Raw genomic sequence first — 13,641 nt, 5'->3', positions numbered from 1 at the left:
AAAAGCCGGCGTATTTTAACTCATTCCTGCCTAGAAACGTAAACAAAACTCCCAAATTTCCTAAAAAAAGGGCTGTTCAAATACATTTTACCTCTTTTTCTGAACGATTTTACTTCAATTTTCTCTCATCCAAAGCCCTCAAACAAAATATCATTTTGGCAGCATTTATATCCACTAACTAACACGGGACACGTTTTTATCCCTTATTCCGGCGAATACAAAAATCAGAATAACACGATCTCCCCTCTTTCCATATCAGCATGTAAATGCTCAACTCCCTGAAAATCGAACCGAAGCAAGTTACTTACAGGCAACTCCGAAATCATGGAATTCTGAAAGGGGCATTTTGACAAAATGACAAAGCGGAAAAAGCGGTCGGAATTCTGATTTTGGACTATATTGTTGCATATATGCAATAATTTTACGAATATTGTATGACATTTCAGTTACAATTAATGTTACACTTAGCGATTACTATAAAAAACACATGAAAATACTTGTAATTACGGGAAGCCCTCATAAAAAAGGGACTTCAGCATTATTAGCAGATAATTTTATTGCCGGGGCTTTGGAAGCCGGGCACGAAGTTTTTCGGTTTGATACCATCTTTCAGGTAACGCAACCTTGCCTGGCATGTTATTATTGCCGGAAAAACAACCATAAGTGTATTCAAGAAGATGACATGGAGCTGGTTTGGGACAAACTGATTGCTGCCGATATGGTGGTATTCGTGACTCCCGTTTATTATTTTGGTATGTCGGCCCAATTGAAAAAGGTTATCGACCGCTTCTTTGCCATCAACGACCTGCTGAGGAGCAAACCGAAAAAAGCCGTCCTACTGGCAACCTGCGGCGACGCGGAAGAGTGGGTTATGGAACCGTTGGTAGCACACTACAAAGCCATCTGCCAGTATTTGCACTGGGAAGATGCCGGACAGATTCTGGCCACCGGCGTGTACGACCGGGCAGCCATTGAAGATACGCCTTACCCCGAACAGGCACGTATCTTGGGTAAACATATTTAGCGGAAATGTATTATTTGTGGGAACAATACTCTCGGATTTTCTGTTATTTTTTATAGCTTTGTGTGCGTATTTTACACATTCAGATAAACCTTGCCTGTCTGCTACGGGCAGCGGATCTGAATCTAAACAACTTAATATTAAACGAATCAGTCTATGGCATTACAAGTGGGAGATAAAGTTCCTGAAGTATTGGGAACAGACCAGAATGGTAACGAAATAAAGATAAGTGACTTTGCCGGCAAGAAACTGGCATTGTATTTCTATCCGAAAGACAATACATCGGGTTGTACGGCCGAAGCCTGCAGCCTGCGCGACGGTTATGACGCATTGAAGGCAGCCGGCTATGAAGTGGTGGGCGTGAGCAAAGACAGCGCCAAGTCGCACCAGGGATTCATCAGCAAGCAGAACCTGCCTTTCAACCTCATCGCTGATACAGAAACAACCCTGCAACAGACATTCGGCGTATGGGCAGAAAAGAAGATGTGCGGAAGAACGTATATGGGTACGCTGCGCACGACCTTCATCATCGACGAAAACGGCGTGATCGAGCGGATCATCGGTCCGAAAGAAGTAAAGACCAAGGATCATGCGAACCAGATTCTGGCCCTATAACGTCAAATCCAAGAACCAGTACAACATAAACAATATATTTTATGGCAAAAGAAGATAACTTATTCGAAGAAAAAGCAGAAGGAACAAAACCTGCCGTGAACGCCGACAAGCTGAAAGCGTTGCGTGCCGCTATGGAAAAGATAGAGAAGAATTATGGGAAAGGCTCTATCATGAAACTGGGAGATGAAAACATCGAAAATATAGAGGTGATCCCGACGGGTTCCATCGCGCTCGACGCTGCACTGGGTGTAGGCGGTTATCCGAAAGGACGCATCATTGAAATTTATGGTCCGGAATCATCCGGTAAGACAACATTGGCCATCCATGCCATTGCCGAAGCCCAGAAAGCCGGCGGTATCGCTGCCTTTATCGACGCAGAACATGCTTTCGACCGTTTCTATGCCGAGAAACTGGGTGTGGATGTAGAAAACCTCTGGATCTCACAGCCCGACAGCGGCGAGCAGGCATTGGAAATTGCCGAACAGCTGATCCGCTCGTCGGCAGTAGATATCATCGTGATCGACTCTGTGGCGGCTCTGACTCCGAAAGCGGAACTGGAAGGCGACATGGGCGACAGCAAAATGGGCTTGCAGGCCCGTCTGATGTCGCAGGCTCTGCGCAAGCTGACGGCAGCCATCAACAAGACGAACACGACCTGTATCTTCATCAACCAGCTACGCGACAAGATCGGTGTCATGTTCGGCAATCCCGAAACGACCACCGGTGGTAATGCCCTGAAGTTCTATGCTTCTGTCCGCCTGGATATCCGCCGCATCGGACAATTAAAAGACGGAGATGAAGTGAAAGGAAACCAGGTCCGCGTGAAGGTAGTGAAGAACAAGGTGGCACCTCCATTCCGGAAAGCCGAGTTCGACATCATGTTCGGCGAAGGTATTTCGCGTTCGGGTGAAATCATCGACCTGGGCAGCGAACTGAACATCATCAAGAAGAGCGGTTCGTGGTACAGCTACAACGATGCCAAACTGGGACAAGGACGCGATGCTGCCAAACAATGCATTGCCGACAATCCGGAACTGGCCGACGAGCTGGCTCAGCTGATCTTCCAGGCATTGAAAGGCTAAGAAAGAATCCATCGATATATTCATAACAAGTTGGCAAGTGGGTAACGCAGTTACATTCATTTGCCAACTTACTTGTTAAAAAGAAGACAAACTCTACATTACCCAGCCATGACGTCGAAAGAAATCTACCGGCAGCTGTGCCAGCAGGAAAAGTCCATTCCCATCTTCTCACGGGACTGGTGGCTGGATATTGTATGCGGCCAGGAACAATGGGACGTGTTGCTCCTTCACGACAAGCTGGGCACCATCGAGGCTGCCATGCCCCTGTATATGCCGCGCCCGGGCTATGTCGTCATGCCTGCCTATACCCAAACCATGGGACCATGGATCGCAGCGGCCTCGGCCGACAGCAAATACACCAGCCTGCTGGGAAAAAGACAAGTCATCCTCGGAGAACTGGCCTCGCAATTAGCCCATCTGCACGTGTTCCAGCAAAACTTTGCCTGGACAATAACCGACTGGCTGCCCTTCTACTGGCAAGGTTTCCGGCAGACAACCCGCTACACCTATCTGCTGAGTGGCTTGCGGCAACCGTCACGCATCTGGGAAAACATGAGCCAGCAAACCCGGAGAAACATCATCAAGGCAGAAAAGAAATATCAGATACAGGTTCGGCGGAACATCCCGGCAGACGAGTTTATCGGGATCCAGCGTCAGACCTTCCAGCGCCAACGGCTGGCAGCACCCAAAGGAGAAGCCGTATTGCGTCAGCTCATCGAAGTGTGCCGCCAACGAAACCAGGGAGACATCTGGGGCGGTTATGACGCCAACGGCCAGCTGCACGCAGCCGTCTTCATCGTCTGGCAGGAAAACTCAGCCTATTACCTGGCCGGCGGAGGCAATCCGGCACTCCGGCAATCGGGCGCACACAGCCTCGTGATGTGGAAAGCCATGCAGGAAATAGCAGCCTTTACCGATCACTTCGACTTCGAAGGTTCCATGATTCCCGGTGTAGAACGTTTCTTCCGCGAATTCGGAGCCCGGCAAACTCCTTATTTTGCCATCAGCAAAGGAAAACTGAATCTTTGGAAACGATTTTTAATCCATCTTAGCAAAAGAAGGCAATAAAAAAGGAAAAGTAGAGTTATTACACTAGAAGACGAACGATACGGGAAGAGAACAGGAACTAGGTATGAAGCAAACGATCAATTATATCATCCGATTCTTATTAGGAGTAGATCGGGCCGGTGCCTATAGCTCGCTGGTGGGCTATACATCGAATGTCCGTCATTTCCATAAATATAAAGTAGTGATTATTCCTTCCGGGTTCTTCAGTTCATCCGTCTATGGAACGCAGGCCTCCATGCCCCAACTTCCACTCAAGGAGATAGAAGGCGTTCCGTTGCTCTTCGGGTCGCCCAAGGAAGAAAGCTTCGACGAGACCCGGATCATCCATGCCGATATCATTGCCAGCAGCTACTTCCTGCTAAGCCGCTACGAGGAAATCCAGAAAAGGAATATCCGGGACGCGCATGGCCGCTTCCCCGGAAAAGAATCGTTGCCCTTCAGGGCCGGTTTCATCCAGCGCCCCATCGTGGAAGAATACGGGAAGCTGCTGCGGAGCTGGCTAAGAAAAGCCTGCGTACATATTCCCGAGCCGCAGCCCGAGCTTCAGGACATCTGGCTCACGCACGATGTGGATGCCCCGTTCTTCTGCCGCAGCCTAAGGAACATCTGCCGCGAAACCTGGAAAGGCGCCGGACTGCTGAAGGCATTAAAGCTGTATGGAGGACCGCTGGAGAAAGATCCTTATTATACATTCCCGTGGATATTGGAACAAGACGGCAAAGTACAAAACAAATACGGCGACCGGTGTCACCAGCTGTATTTCCTGAAAGCCGGAGGCAGACATGCCAACGATAAACCCCGGTATCCGTTCTGTTCGCACGACGTGCAGAAGCTACTCCAGCTGTTCCGGCAGAACCAAGTCATGCTGGGACTTCACAGCAGCTACGAAGCAAGCCTCTGTCCGGATCTGATCCCGGAAGAGAAGATGAAGCTGGAACACGACTGGAAACTGGAGAATATCCATCAGAACCGGCATCATTACCTGGCTTCCCGCGAACCGGAAGACCAGACAAAACTGATCAAGGCCGGAATCACCGACGACTTCACCATGGGATATGCAGATGTGAGCGGATTCCGGTTAGGAACATGCCGGCCTGTCAAATGGATCAATCCGATGACACGCCAGCTCACGTCACTGACGTTGCATCCGCTTTCCGTCATGGACTGCACCCTGAGTGAATCTCAATACATGGGACTTCCGCTAAACGAGGCTTTCCGGTACTGTCTGCAACTGCTCAAGCAGACCAAACAGTATGGAGGAGAGATCGTGTGGCTATGGCACAACACTTCATTTGCTGAAACAGAAAAGAACAGCTATCACAAGACATTATATGTACGCCTATTAAATGCGTTGATCCAATGAAAAAGATAATTACAATTGTAGGTGCACGCCCTCAGTTCATTAAAGCAGCCATGCTGAGCCGGGCCATCCAGCTGCATAATCAGGCAGGACAGGAAACAATCCGGGAACAGCTGATCCATACCGGGCAACATTACGACGAGAACATGAGCCGTATTTTCTTCTCCGAAATGGATATGGCACGTCCGACCTGGCAACTGCATTGCGGACATACCACGCATGGAGCGATGACCGGACAGATGCTTATCGAAATCGAAAAGATTCTGACGGAACACCGGCCGGATTATGTAGTCGTATATGGAGATACCAATTCGACACTGGCCGGAGCGCTGGCTGCCAGTAAACTGCATATTCCGGTAGTGCACATCGAAGCCGGCCTGCGCAGCTTCAACAAAGCCATGCCGGAAGAGATCAACCGGATTCTGACGGATCATGTCTCGACCCTGTTATGCTGTCCGACCCGTTCGGCCGTACAACATCTGGCCGAAGAGAACATCCACGAAGGCGTCTATCACGTGGGCGACATCATGTATGACGCCGCCCTCTTCTTTGGCCGGAAAGCCGAAGAAGCCTCGGATATCATGCAACGCCTGCAACTCGAGAGCAAAGGATTCCGGCTCTGTACCGTACATCGGGCCGAAAACACCGATCAGGAAGAGCGCCTTTCGTCGATCGCCGAAGCCCTGATGCAAATCGCCTCTTCCCATTGTCCACTGGTTTTTCCGTTGCATCCCAGAACCCGACAATATCTGGAGAAATATCACTTGCTGGAAAGATTCGTGTCACATCCCCATATACGACTGACCGAACCACTGGGCTTTCTGGATATGGTGATGCTGGAAAAGCAGGCAAGCACAATCCTGACCGACTCAGGCGGCGTACAAAAGGAAGCCTATTTCCACCAGACACCCTGCATCACACTGCGGGAAGAAACCGAATGGACAGAAACCGTTACGGCTGGCTGGAACCAGACAGCCGGTTACCGGACCGACCAAATCCTGGCTTGCCTGGAGAACAATCCGGTACGGCATGAGATAGACGAATATGGACAGGGAAACACCGCCCAAAAGATATTGGAGTTATTATGAAACGGGTACTCATTCTATGCGATTTGTTTCCGCCGGCATTCGGACCGCGGATGGGATATTTATGCAAGTACCTGAAACAGGCCGGATGGCAGGTTGAAGTGATTGCTGAGGCGATGGACGACCAGACTTTCGCCTTTCTGGCCGATTCTTGTCCGGTCACATTCGTGCCTTATTATACAGCGAAGAACAAATTCCTGCGCAAGCTCCAGTGGATCTTCACGCTTCTGGCCGATTTCCTGTTCTCCTACAAAGACCGGAAAATGGCGAAAGTCGCTCACCGGATTTGCCAGCATCAGGCATTCGACCTCATCTTGTGCAGTTCCTTCCGAACCTTTCCGCTGGTGGCAGCCCGTCTGACTGCCCAAAGGCATCATTTGCCGCTGGTGGTGGATTTGCGGGATATCATCGAGCAATACGCCGGGAATGAATTCCTCTCCCACTCTTTTCATGTCTGTCCCTGGCTGGACAAACAGCTGACAGTTCTGCTGAAGCGGAAGCTGCTGAACGACCGGAACCGCACACTCCGGATGGCGAGTCAAGTCACCACCGTTTCTCCGTGGCATGTCGAACAGCTGAAGCAGTATAATCCGAACGTATCTTTGATCTACAACGGATATGACCCGGACTTATTCTATCCGGATCATCGTCCGAACCGCCGGTTTACCATTACTTACACCGGACGAATCCTCAGTCTGGCCATGCGTAATCCGGAATTGCTGTTCAAAGGCGTGCTGTTGTCCGGTCTGTCGGCCGAACAGATCACCCTCGAATGGTATGTAGATCCAGCCTCCGAAGCCCTGCTGAAAGAAGCCGCCACTCAGTATCAGGTCAGCGAATACATGTCTTATCAGTCGTATGTACCAGCCTCCGAAATTCCTTCGGTACTCAACAGTAGCAGTATGCTGCTGCTGCTCACGGAAAAGAGCGGAGAGCACGCGCCCAAAGGAATCATGACCACCAAGTTCTTCGAAGCCCTGGCTGTCGATAAGCCCATTCTCTGTGTTCCTTCTGATGAAAGCTATTTGGAAGAGAATATCCGGCGCACCCGTTCCGGACTGGCTGCCCGAAGCGCCGAAGAAGTGGCCCAATTCATCCTTCAGTATTACCGGCAATGGGAGACACAAGGATACACAGCCACCACGCCCGATCACGAAGAAATCAAGCGTTTCTCCCGGAAAGGACAGGCGGAACAGTTTATGCAATTATTCGAAACCCTATCATCTGCTGGCTTATGATCTCCATCCTGATTCCTACCTATAATAAAGTATGTGTCCCGCTGGTGGAAACCATGCACTATCAGGCACAACAACTCCAGATTCCTTTCGAGATTCTGGTAGTCGATGATGGCTCGTCAGCAGAGATTCAGGCCGAGAACCGCCGTATCGAAGCCTGGGAAAACTGCCACTACCGGATTCTGCCCAAAAATGTAGGTCCGGCCCGTATCCGAAATGTATTGGCCGATCAGGCTCATTATCCGTATCTCTTATTCATGGATGCCGATACGATGCCGGCTTCCTCCATCTTTCTCCGGTCGTACTGGGAACAACGCATGAAAGGAGGCATTGTGTGCGGTGGATTTATCTATGAAAGGACGAACACGCCGGCCATGTGTCCGCTACGCTATCAATACGGCATACAAGTAGAGGAAAGATCGGCCGAAGAAAGGAACAGGCAGCCTTACAGCCAGTTTATCAGCATGTGTTTCTTAGCCGACAAGGAAGTCTTTCAGACAGTCCGCTTTGACGACACGATGCACTTCGGATACGAAGATGCCTGGTTTGGCATCTTACTCCAGCAAGCGGCTGTTCCCCTCAAGTACATAGACAATCCGGTTTTCCACCAGACCACCGACAAGGCAGACGATTATCTTCGGAAAATCCGGTTCTCCATCCAGAACCTGGCAGCACACCGCCATCGGCTGCAACCTTATATCCGCCTGTTGCAATGGCACCACAAGGCCGAAAGTCTGCATCTCACCCGATGGATCAGACTTGTCTTCACATGGACAGAGCCCTGGCTGGTCAGGAATCTGACTGGAACACATCCGTCCATGCATCTGTTTGCCTTCTACAAACTAGGCTATCTCTGCCAGTGGCTGAATCAGACACGCTGCTCTGACAACTGAGAAATTCCCGCCTTTATATAACTCCGTTGCAAATCGTCGGGCTTCAGCAGATCATCATTCCATTGAAGCAGATCAATATCCATGGGAATAATGCCCAGATGCTTGCTTTCGGAGACACGCCCCAAGGCCCGTTCTATCTGCTTGAAATGACGGATCAGTTCGGTAGCGGAAAGAGAAGTATAAGCGATTCCTACCCGATTGAGGAAAAACGAAGGATTGACACAGGCTTCCGGAGCCGTATAAACAGCATCCGACCAGCGGATGCCGGGCAAGAGGAGTTCCACGGCTCCACAAGCCGCCTCCATATTCTGCTTCGGATTCGTATTCGAACCTAATGCGATAATAATTCGATTGCCTAACATAATCTTATCCATCCTCTGTTATCGCTTACGAAAGTACAATGAATTATCCGGAATAAAAACAAATAGGCCCAAGTTTCATGGATATTTCTTTCCATGCAAAGGATTTGAATCCGTTTATTAGGTTTTTTGGTAACAATTTATTACCTTTGTCGCCGAAAACAACAGGTATATGATGACAGGCAATGTACATATTGTTCATTTAGCGAGCGCTCGAATCGGTTCGTGGTGCAGCCATTGTATTGTCCATGTACACTGGTTCAGCGGATTTATTTAAGCCAAATTTCCCTCCTTTTTATTTCGTATCACGTACAGATTTCTTCCTGCCTGCTTGCAGGAAGCAGTATCATTATTCTTTTATTCTAAATTTTATCCGTTATGCTGAGCATTATTTGTGTTATGTTTGCAGGGATGGGTATTGGCTTCCTGTTCCGTAAAATAGAATGGTTACAAAAGACGGAGAAGACAATCTCCTACACCATATTTGCCATGTTGTTTATTCTGGGTATATCAGTCGGTTCCAATCCGCTGATCATCCAAAACATCGGCCAGTTCGGCTGGCAGGCAGCCATTTTGGCTGTGTCCAGTTTATTCGGCAGCATCCTGGCTGCGTGGGCTGTATATAACTTATTCTTCAAGAAAGGAGGTAAAAGATGAAAAACAGTATCATTGTCTTCTTGTTCTTCTGCGTCGGCTGTCTTCTCGGTTTCTCCGGAGAGATCAAACTGGATGCGCACCATATTTCCCTGTATATTTTGTATGCCCTGATGCTTCAGGTGGGCATCAGCATCGGTTCCAACAAGAACCTGAAACAGATCGTCCGTCAGATCCGACTGAAGATGCTGGTGATTCCGTTGGCAACCATTATCGGAACGCTTCTGTTCTCGGCATTGGCCAGTCTGCTTTTGAGTCGATGGAGCGTATTCGAGTGCATGGCTGTGGGAAGCGGTTTTGCCTATTATTCACTTTCGTCCATCTTGATCACCCAGTTCAAAGAACCGTCTATCGGTTTGCAGCTGGCAACCGAATTAGGAACCATTGCTTTGCTATCCAATATCATCCGCGAAATGATGGCCTTGCTGGGCAGTCCGCTGATCGAAAAGTATTTCGGCAAACTGGCTCCGATATCGGCTGCCGGTGTCAATTCGATGGATGTGGTTTTGCCCGCCATTACCCGTTATTCCGGGAAGGAAATGATTCCGGTGGCCATCCTGCATGGTATTCTGATTGATTTCAGCGTGCCTTTGTTCGTTTCTTTCTTCTGTAGTCTATAAGGAAGAAATGTAATTTTAACACATTACATCAGTCCTATATCAAATATTATTCTAAATTTGTGGCTATTAAGATCTTTCTGACAGGATCATTACCTTTTATCTAATTAGCAGGAAACAATATAAAAGCGTATGACAATGAAAACATCCAAAAGCATCTTCGTAGCTACATGGCTGGCTGCCGCTTTGATCGGTTGCCAGCAACCCGTAAAAACAGACCAAGAGAAAAGCATGTCATCGGAAGCAGAAGAAATTCCCATGGCCATGTTAGTCGACACACCGGCCATCACAGCTCCGCCTGCCGAACTGAAGCTGGACGCTTTCTACAAGAAATATATGAATGTAAACGGCATCCATGTAGTCAGCTCATGGCGTGTTCCCGACAGCTGTTTCTATGCGGCTTATATCAGTATCAAGGCAATGACCGACGCACTGCCGGCAGAAGTCATGAAGTCGCTCACCGACCGCAATACCCGCATCGGCATTATGGCGCGTTATGAAGGGACGACTGATATTCCCGAACATGCTTTTCTGGCAAACGATACGACACTCAACTGGGACGTCCGTGCCCGCGGCTTGGGTGGTGACGCCGAAAATCCGTTCTCGACTTGCGCGGAAGAGAATATCCTGGCTTATCAGATCGACAAGTATCATGCCGAAGATATCCTGATCCACGAGTTTGCCCATACAATTCATGGAGCAGGCATCCTGCCGATTCATCCGGAATTCAACGACGAACTGCAGGCCTCGTTGGATGCTGCCGTAACCAAAGGACGGTGGAAGAATGTATATGCTTCGACCAACGTATGGGAATATTGGGCCGAAGGTGTACAGAACTGGTTCAATGTCAATGCGGAAGTAGATAAAGATGATGGCGACGGAAAACACAACAAGATCAACACCCGCGAGGAAATGAAGGCTTATGATCCGGGTTTATATGCCATCCTTGCCAAATACTTCAAGGAAGTAAATGAACAGGTCAGCCGCCACAAGAAAGTGGATTTGTACCACTGGCAGGAAAGCTGATCAACGGAAGTGCAGGATGAAGGTAGTCATCCGCTTGTCGCTGCGGCCCAAGGTAAGTGTGCCGTTGTGCAGACGCATGATCTGCCGGGAAAGACTTAATCCGATGCCGGTGCCTTCCGGCTTGGTGGTATAGAAAGGTACAAAGATTTCTTCCTGGCTTTCCGCACTGATCGGGCGACCATTATTCGATACAGTGATCACGACGGTTTCGGCATAGTCGATTTCCGCTGTGATTTCTATTTTTGTCGCATCGGCTTGCAGGGCATTCTTCACCAGGTTGACAAGCACCTGCGACAACTGGTCGGCATCGGCATACAACAGGATATCTTCCGACTTCTCCACGTACGAGCAGACCGCTCCGGCCTGATGCAAGGATTCACGGGTGAGTTGTTGTACCTTTTCGATCAGTTCACGCACGAAAAAGGCTTTCTTGACGGGCGCCGATACACGAGTCAGGCTGCGGTAGGTATTAACAAACTTGATCAGTCCGTCGGAAGAGCTGGCAATCGTATCTAATCCTAACTTCAACTCCTTCCAGTCGAGCGAACGGGCCAACGTTTCCGAATCGAGTTCTTGGGATAAGGTATGACTCAGCGAGGCAATCGGCGTGACCGTATTCATGATCTCATGCGTCAGCACGCGGATCAGTTTATTCCAGGAAAGCTCTTCGTTGTGGACCATTTCGCCGGTGATGTCGTTGAGAGCGACGATCTTGACCTGCTTTGCCTGCAACATCGCTTCCGAAGCCGTCAGGGAAAGAGTGATCTTTCCCCGTTCGTTATAGTAACTGTTCCGCTGTTCGTGCGCCGACGAAACTTCCCAAAAGGCATTCTCCAGTTCCTGATGGATATTTCCCAGCTGACGGATATGGCTGAAGGTGGCCAATCCCAGCAGATTCCGAGCCGAGGCATTGCTGTAAATGACTTGTCCTTCCCGTTTCCGGGATAAATCGATGACGACAATTCCGGTACGGACCTGGTCGAGCATCTGTCCATAATATTGCTCCTGTTCGGCAATCTCCTGCCGCTCACGGTCATAAAGGATGTGAATCCGGTTGAGCGTCCGGTTAAAACGCCGGTACCAGAATTTCTCTTCGCTGAAATGGAAGTTCGTTTCCTTATCTTCCAGCGCATCCAGCATATAGTTCAGTTTCCGGTGAATTTTCCCCAGGGAATAAACACGGGAAATCAGCGCTGCCACCAGGGCCGAGGCCAAAGCGATGAGTATGACTGTCGGCGTATCCATATCAGATGTTGTATTTCTTCAGTTTCGCATATAAGGTGGGCCGACTGATGTTCAGTGATTTCGCCACGTGTGTCAAATTACCTCCGAAGCGATCCATGGCAGCGCGGATGGTCCGTTCCTCTACTTCTTCGAGGGTTTCGGCTTCCGCTGCCGGCTTTACTCCGCCAGATACAGGCAAAGGCAGATGGAAATCTTCGGCATCCAGCTTATCGCCGTCGGCCAGAATGACGGCCTTTTCTATGCCGTTCTGCAACTCCCGGATATTTCCGCTCCAATGATTGGCAAGCAGAACTTGCCGGGCGGCATCTGTCAGCCCAGTAACCGGACGATGATACTTCTCGGCATAACGGGAGATAAAGAGGTTGGCCAAAGGAACAATCTCATCCGGCCGCTCACGCAAGGGCGGCAGTTCCAAATGGATGGTATTGATGCGGTAATAAAGGTCCTCGCGAAAGGTTCCCTGCTTCACCATCTCTTCCAGATTCTTGTTGGTTGCGCAGATCAGCCGGATGTCAATCGGAATTGAACGCGTATCACCCACCTTCGTCACCGAACGGTTCTGCAACACCCGCAGCAGCTTTGCCTGGAGATGCAGAGGAATATTACCGATCTCGTCGAGAAACAGCGTACTGCCGTTGGCCTGTTCCATCTTCCCGGTGTGATCGGTATGCGCATCGGTAAACGCCCCTTTCACATGTCCGAACAATTCACTCTCGAACAAGGTCTCGGTAATGGCGCCGGCATCCACGCAGACCATTGATTTCAGTCCACGGTCGGACAAGCGGTGAATCTCGGCAGCCAACACGTCTTTTCCCGTTCCGTTCTCACCGGTAATCAGAACACTCGCGTCGGTCGGAGCAATCTTCTCGACCGTGCGACGGACAGCCGTCATGGCCGCTCCCGTTCCCCATAACATCGAAGGTCCGGCTTCTCCGATTTTCTTCTGCCCTTTTCCACCGACTTTTCCACCTTTTCCGTTATTGGCTTCCGCCTTGTCAATGGCTGCCTGCAAAGTAGCGATGAGTTTCTCATTCTCCCAAGGCTTCACAATGAAGTCGAATGCCCCACGTTTCATGCCTTCCACCGCCAAAGCGATGTCGGCATACGCCGTAAACAGTACCACTTCCGTCTGCGGACGGCGCTGTTTGATTTCGGAGAGCCAGAACAGACCCTCATTTCCCGTATTGGTATCTGCCTCGAAATTCATATCCAGCAAGATGACATCCGGCGCAAACTCCCGCAACGAGGCATGGATTTCCTTGGGCGAAGCCAGCAACTCCACCGCCGCGAAATACTTGGGCAATAAAATCTTCAATGCCGCCCGGATGCCCGGATTATCATCCACCACCAATATCTTTCCTTTATTCACCATGATCTGTTT

The 13,641-nt window shown here is 49.7% G+C and carries 14 protein-coding genes; 11 read left to right on the top strand and 3 right to left on the bottom strand.

Features of this window, described 5'->3' with window-relative positions:
• The first annotated feature begins 487 nt into the window (after positions 1 to 487).
• The 8 genes from MUN53_RS04755 (at position 488) to MUN53_RS04720 (ending at position 8,359) form a co-directional block, all read left to right on the top strand.
• Positions 488 to 1,024: a flavodoxin family protein gene (locus tag MUN53_RS04755; RefSeq protein ID WP_243323607.1), complete on the top strand. Its 537-nt coding sequence runs from the start codon at positions 488 to 490 to the stop codon at positions 1,022 to 1,024.
• A gap of 153 nt (positions 1,025 to 1,177) precedes the next feature.
• A complete protein-coding gene (gene bcp, locus MUN53_RS04750) occupies positions 1,178 to 1,636 on the top strand; it encodes a thioredoxin-dependent thiol peroxidase (RefSeq protein ID WP_022454795.1) in 459 nt (152 codons plus the stop codon).
• A 41-nt stretch (positions 1,637 to 1,677) separates the two neighbouring features.
• The gene (recA, locus tag MUN53_RS04745) at positions 1,678 to 2,718 is read left to right on the top strand and encodes a recombinase RecA (protein ID WP_022454794.1); all 1,041 of its coding nucleotides are present in this window, start codon (positions 1,678 to 1,680) and stop codon (positions 2,716 to 2,718) included.
• 315 nt (positions 2,719 to 3,033) lie between these two features.
• On the top strand, positions 3,034 to 3,786 hold the full coding sequence (locus MUN53_RS04740; protein WP_243323605.1) for a GNAT family N-acetyltransferase: 753 nt from the start codon (positions 3,034 to 3,036) through the stop codon (positions 3,784 to 3,786).
• 64 nt (positions 3,787 to 3,850) lie between these two features.
• Positions 3,851 to 5,149, top strand: a complete 1,299-nt coding sequence (locus tag MUN53_RS04735; RefSeq protein WP_243323603.1) for a polysaccharide deacetylase family protein — start codon at positions 3,851 to 3,853, stop codon at positions 5,147 to 5,149.
• Positions 5,146 to 6,234, top strand: coding sequence for a non-hydrolyzing UDP-N-acetylglucosamine 2-epimerase (wecB, locus tag MUN53_RS04730; RefSeq protein ID WP_243323601.1), 1,089 nt, complete (start codon positions 5,146 to 5,148; stop codon positions 6,232 to 6,234). Before MUN53_RS04735 ends, wecB begins: the two co-directional genes overlap by 4 nt.
• Positions 6,231 to 7,469: a glycosyltransferase gene (locus tag MUN53_RS04725; protein WP_243323599.1), complete on the top strand. Its 1,239-nt coding sequence runs from the start codon at positions 6,231 to 6,233 to the stop codon at positions 7,467 to 7,469. The genes wecB and MUN53_RS04725 overlap by 4 nt, the downstream gene beginning before the upstream one ends.
• On the top strand, positions 7,466 to 8,359 hold the full coding sequence (locus MUN53_RS04720; protein WP_243323597.1) for a glycosyltransferase family 2 protein: 894 nt from the start codon (positions 7,466 to 7,468) through the stop codon (positions 8,357 to 8,359). The genes MUN53_RS04725 and MUN53_RS04720 overlap by 4 nt, the downstream gene beginning before the upstream one ends.
• Here MUN53_RS04720 and MUN53_RS04715 read toward each other — a convergent pair.
• Positions 8,335 to 8,733: a 2-amino-4-hydroxy-6-hydroxymethyldihydropteridine diphosphokinase gene (locus MUN53_RS04715; protein ID WP_243323595.1), complete on the bottom strand. Its 399-nt coding sequence runs from the start codon at positions 8,731 to 8,733 to the stop codon at positions 8,335 to 8,337. The genes MUN53_RS04720 and MUN53_RS04715 overlap by 25 nt on opposite strands.
• A gap of 363 nt (positions 8,734 to 9,096) precedes the next feature.
• Here MUN53_RS04715 and MUN53_RS04710 point away from each other — a divergent pair, with 363 nt between their 5' ends.
• The 3 genes from MUN53_RS04710 (at position 9,097) to MUN53_RS04700 (ending at position 11,015) form a co-directional block, all read left to right on the top strand.
• Positions 9,097 to 9,375 carry a LysO family transporter gene (locus MUN53_RS04710; protein WP_243323593.1) on the top strand — a complete coding sequence of 93 codons (279 nt, stop codon included), beginning with the start codon at positions 9,097 to 9,099 and terminating at the stop codon, positions 9,373 to 9,375.
• On the top strand, positions 9,372 to 9,992 hold the full coding sequence (locus MUN53_RS04705) for a lysine exporter LysO family protein (protein WP_243323591.1): 621 nt from the start codon (positions 9,372 to 9,374) through the stop codon (positions 9,990 to 9,992). The genes MUN53_RS04710 and MUN53_RS04705 overlap by 4 nt, the downstream gene beginning before the upstream one ends.
• Before the next feature lie 135 nt (positions 9,993 to 10,127).
• Positions 10,128 to 11,015 (top strand): hypothetical protein, encoded by an 888-nt coding sequence (locus MUN53_RS04700; protein WP_243323589.1) that lies wholly within the window; start codon positions 10,128 to 10,130, stop codon positions 11,013 to 11,015.
• Here the strand turns inward: MUN53_RS04700 and MUN53_RS04695 are convergent, their stop codons facing one another.
• A complete protein-coding gene (locus MUN53_RS04695; protein WP_243323588.1) occupies positions 11,016 to 12,260 on the bottom strand; it encodes a sensor histidine kinase in 1,245 nt (414 codons plus the stop codon).
• 1 nt (position 12,261) lies between these two features.
• Positions 12,262 to 13,632 carry a sigma-54-dependent transcriptional regulator gene (locus MUN53_RS04690; RefSeq protein WP_243323586.1) on the bottom strand — a complete coding sequence of 457 codons (1,371 nt, stop codon included), beginning with the start codon at positions 13,630 to 13,632 and terminating at the stop codon, positions 12,262 to 12,264.
• Positions 13,633 to 13,641: the final 9 nt, after the last annotated feature.

It is taken from the genome of Parabacteroides faecalis (genome assembly GCF_022809355.1).
GTDB lineage: Bacteria > Bacteroidota > Bacteroidia > Bacteroidales > Tannerellaceae > Parabacteroides > Parabacteroides faecalis.
This window is presented reverse-complemented; position numbering and strand designations above follow the sequence as displayed.

Bases quoted from the DNA above. Each gene is read 5' to 3' on its own strand.
- MUN53_RS04755 (WP_243323607.1), top strand. From the start codon at position 488: ATGAAAATACTTGTAATTACGGGAAGCCCTCATAAAAAAGGGACTTCA.
- bcp (WP_022454795.1), top strand. From the start codon at position 1,178: ATGGCATTACAAGTGGGAGATAAAGTTCCTGAAGTATTGGGAACAGAC.
- recA (WP_022454794.1), top strand. From the start codon at position 1,678: ATGGCAAAAGAAGATAACTTATTCGAAGAAAAAGCAGAAGGAACAAAA.
- MUN53_RS04740 (WP_243323605.1), top strand. From the start codon at position 3,034: ATGGGACCATGGATCGCAGCGGCCTCGGCCGACAGCAAATACACCAGC.
- MUN53_RS04735 (WP_243323603.1), top strand. From the start codon at position 3,851: ATGAAGCAAACGATCAATTATATCATCCGATTCTTATTAGGAGTAGAT.
- wecB (WP_243323601.1), top strand. From the start codon at position 5,146: ATGAAAAAGATAATTACAATTGTAGGTGCACGCCCTCAGTTCATTAAA.
- MUN53_RS04725 (WP_243323599.1), top strand. From the start codon at position 6,231: ATGAAACGGGTACTCATTCTATGCGATTTGTTTCCGCCGGCATTCGGA.
- MUN53_RS04720 (WP_243323597.1), top strand. From the start codon at position 7,466: ATGATCTCCATCCTGATTCCTACCTATAATAAAGTATGTGTCCCGCTG.
- MUN53_RS04715 (WP_243323595.1), bottom strand. From the start codon at position 8,733: ATGGATAAGATTATGTTAGGCAATCGAATTATTATCGCATTAGGTTCG.
- MUN53_RS04710 (WP_243323593.1), top strand. From the start codon at position 9,097: ATGCTGAGCATTATTTGTGTTATGTTTGCAGGGATGGGTATTGGCTTC.
- MUN53_RS04705 (WP_243323591.1), top strand. From the start codon at position 9,372: ATGAAAAACAGTATCATTGTCTTCTTGTTCTTCTGCGTCGGCTGTCTT.
- MUN53_RS04700 (WP_243323589.1), top strand. From the start codon at position 10,128: ATGAAAACATCCAAAAGCATCTTCGTAGCTACATGGCTGGCTGCCGCT.
- MUN53_RS04695 (WP_243323588.1), bottom strand. From the start codon at position 12,260: ATGGATACGCCGACAGTCATACTCATCGCTTTGGCCTCGGCCCTGGTG.
- MUN53_RS04690 (WP_243323586.1), bottom strand. From the start codon at position 13,632: ATGGTGAATAAAGGAAAGATATTGGTGGTGGATGATAATCCGGGCATC.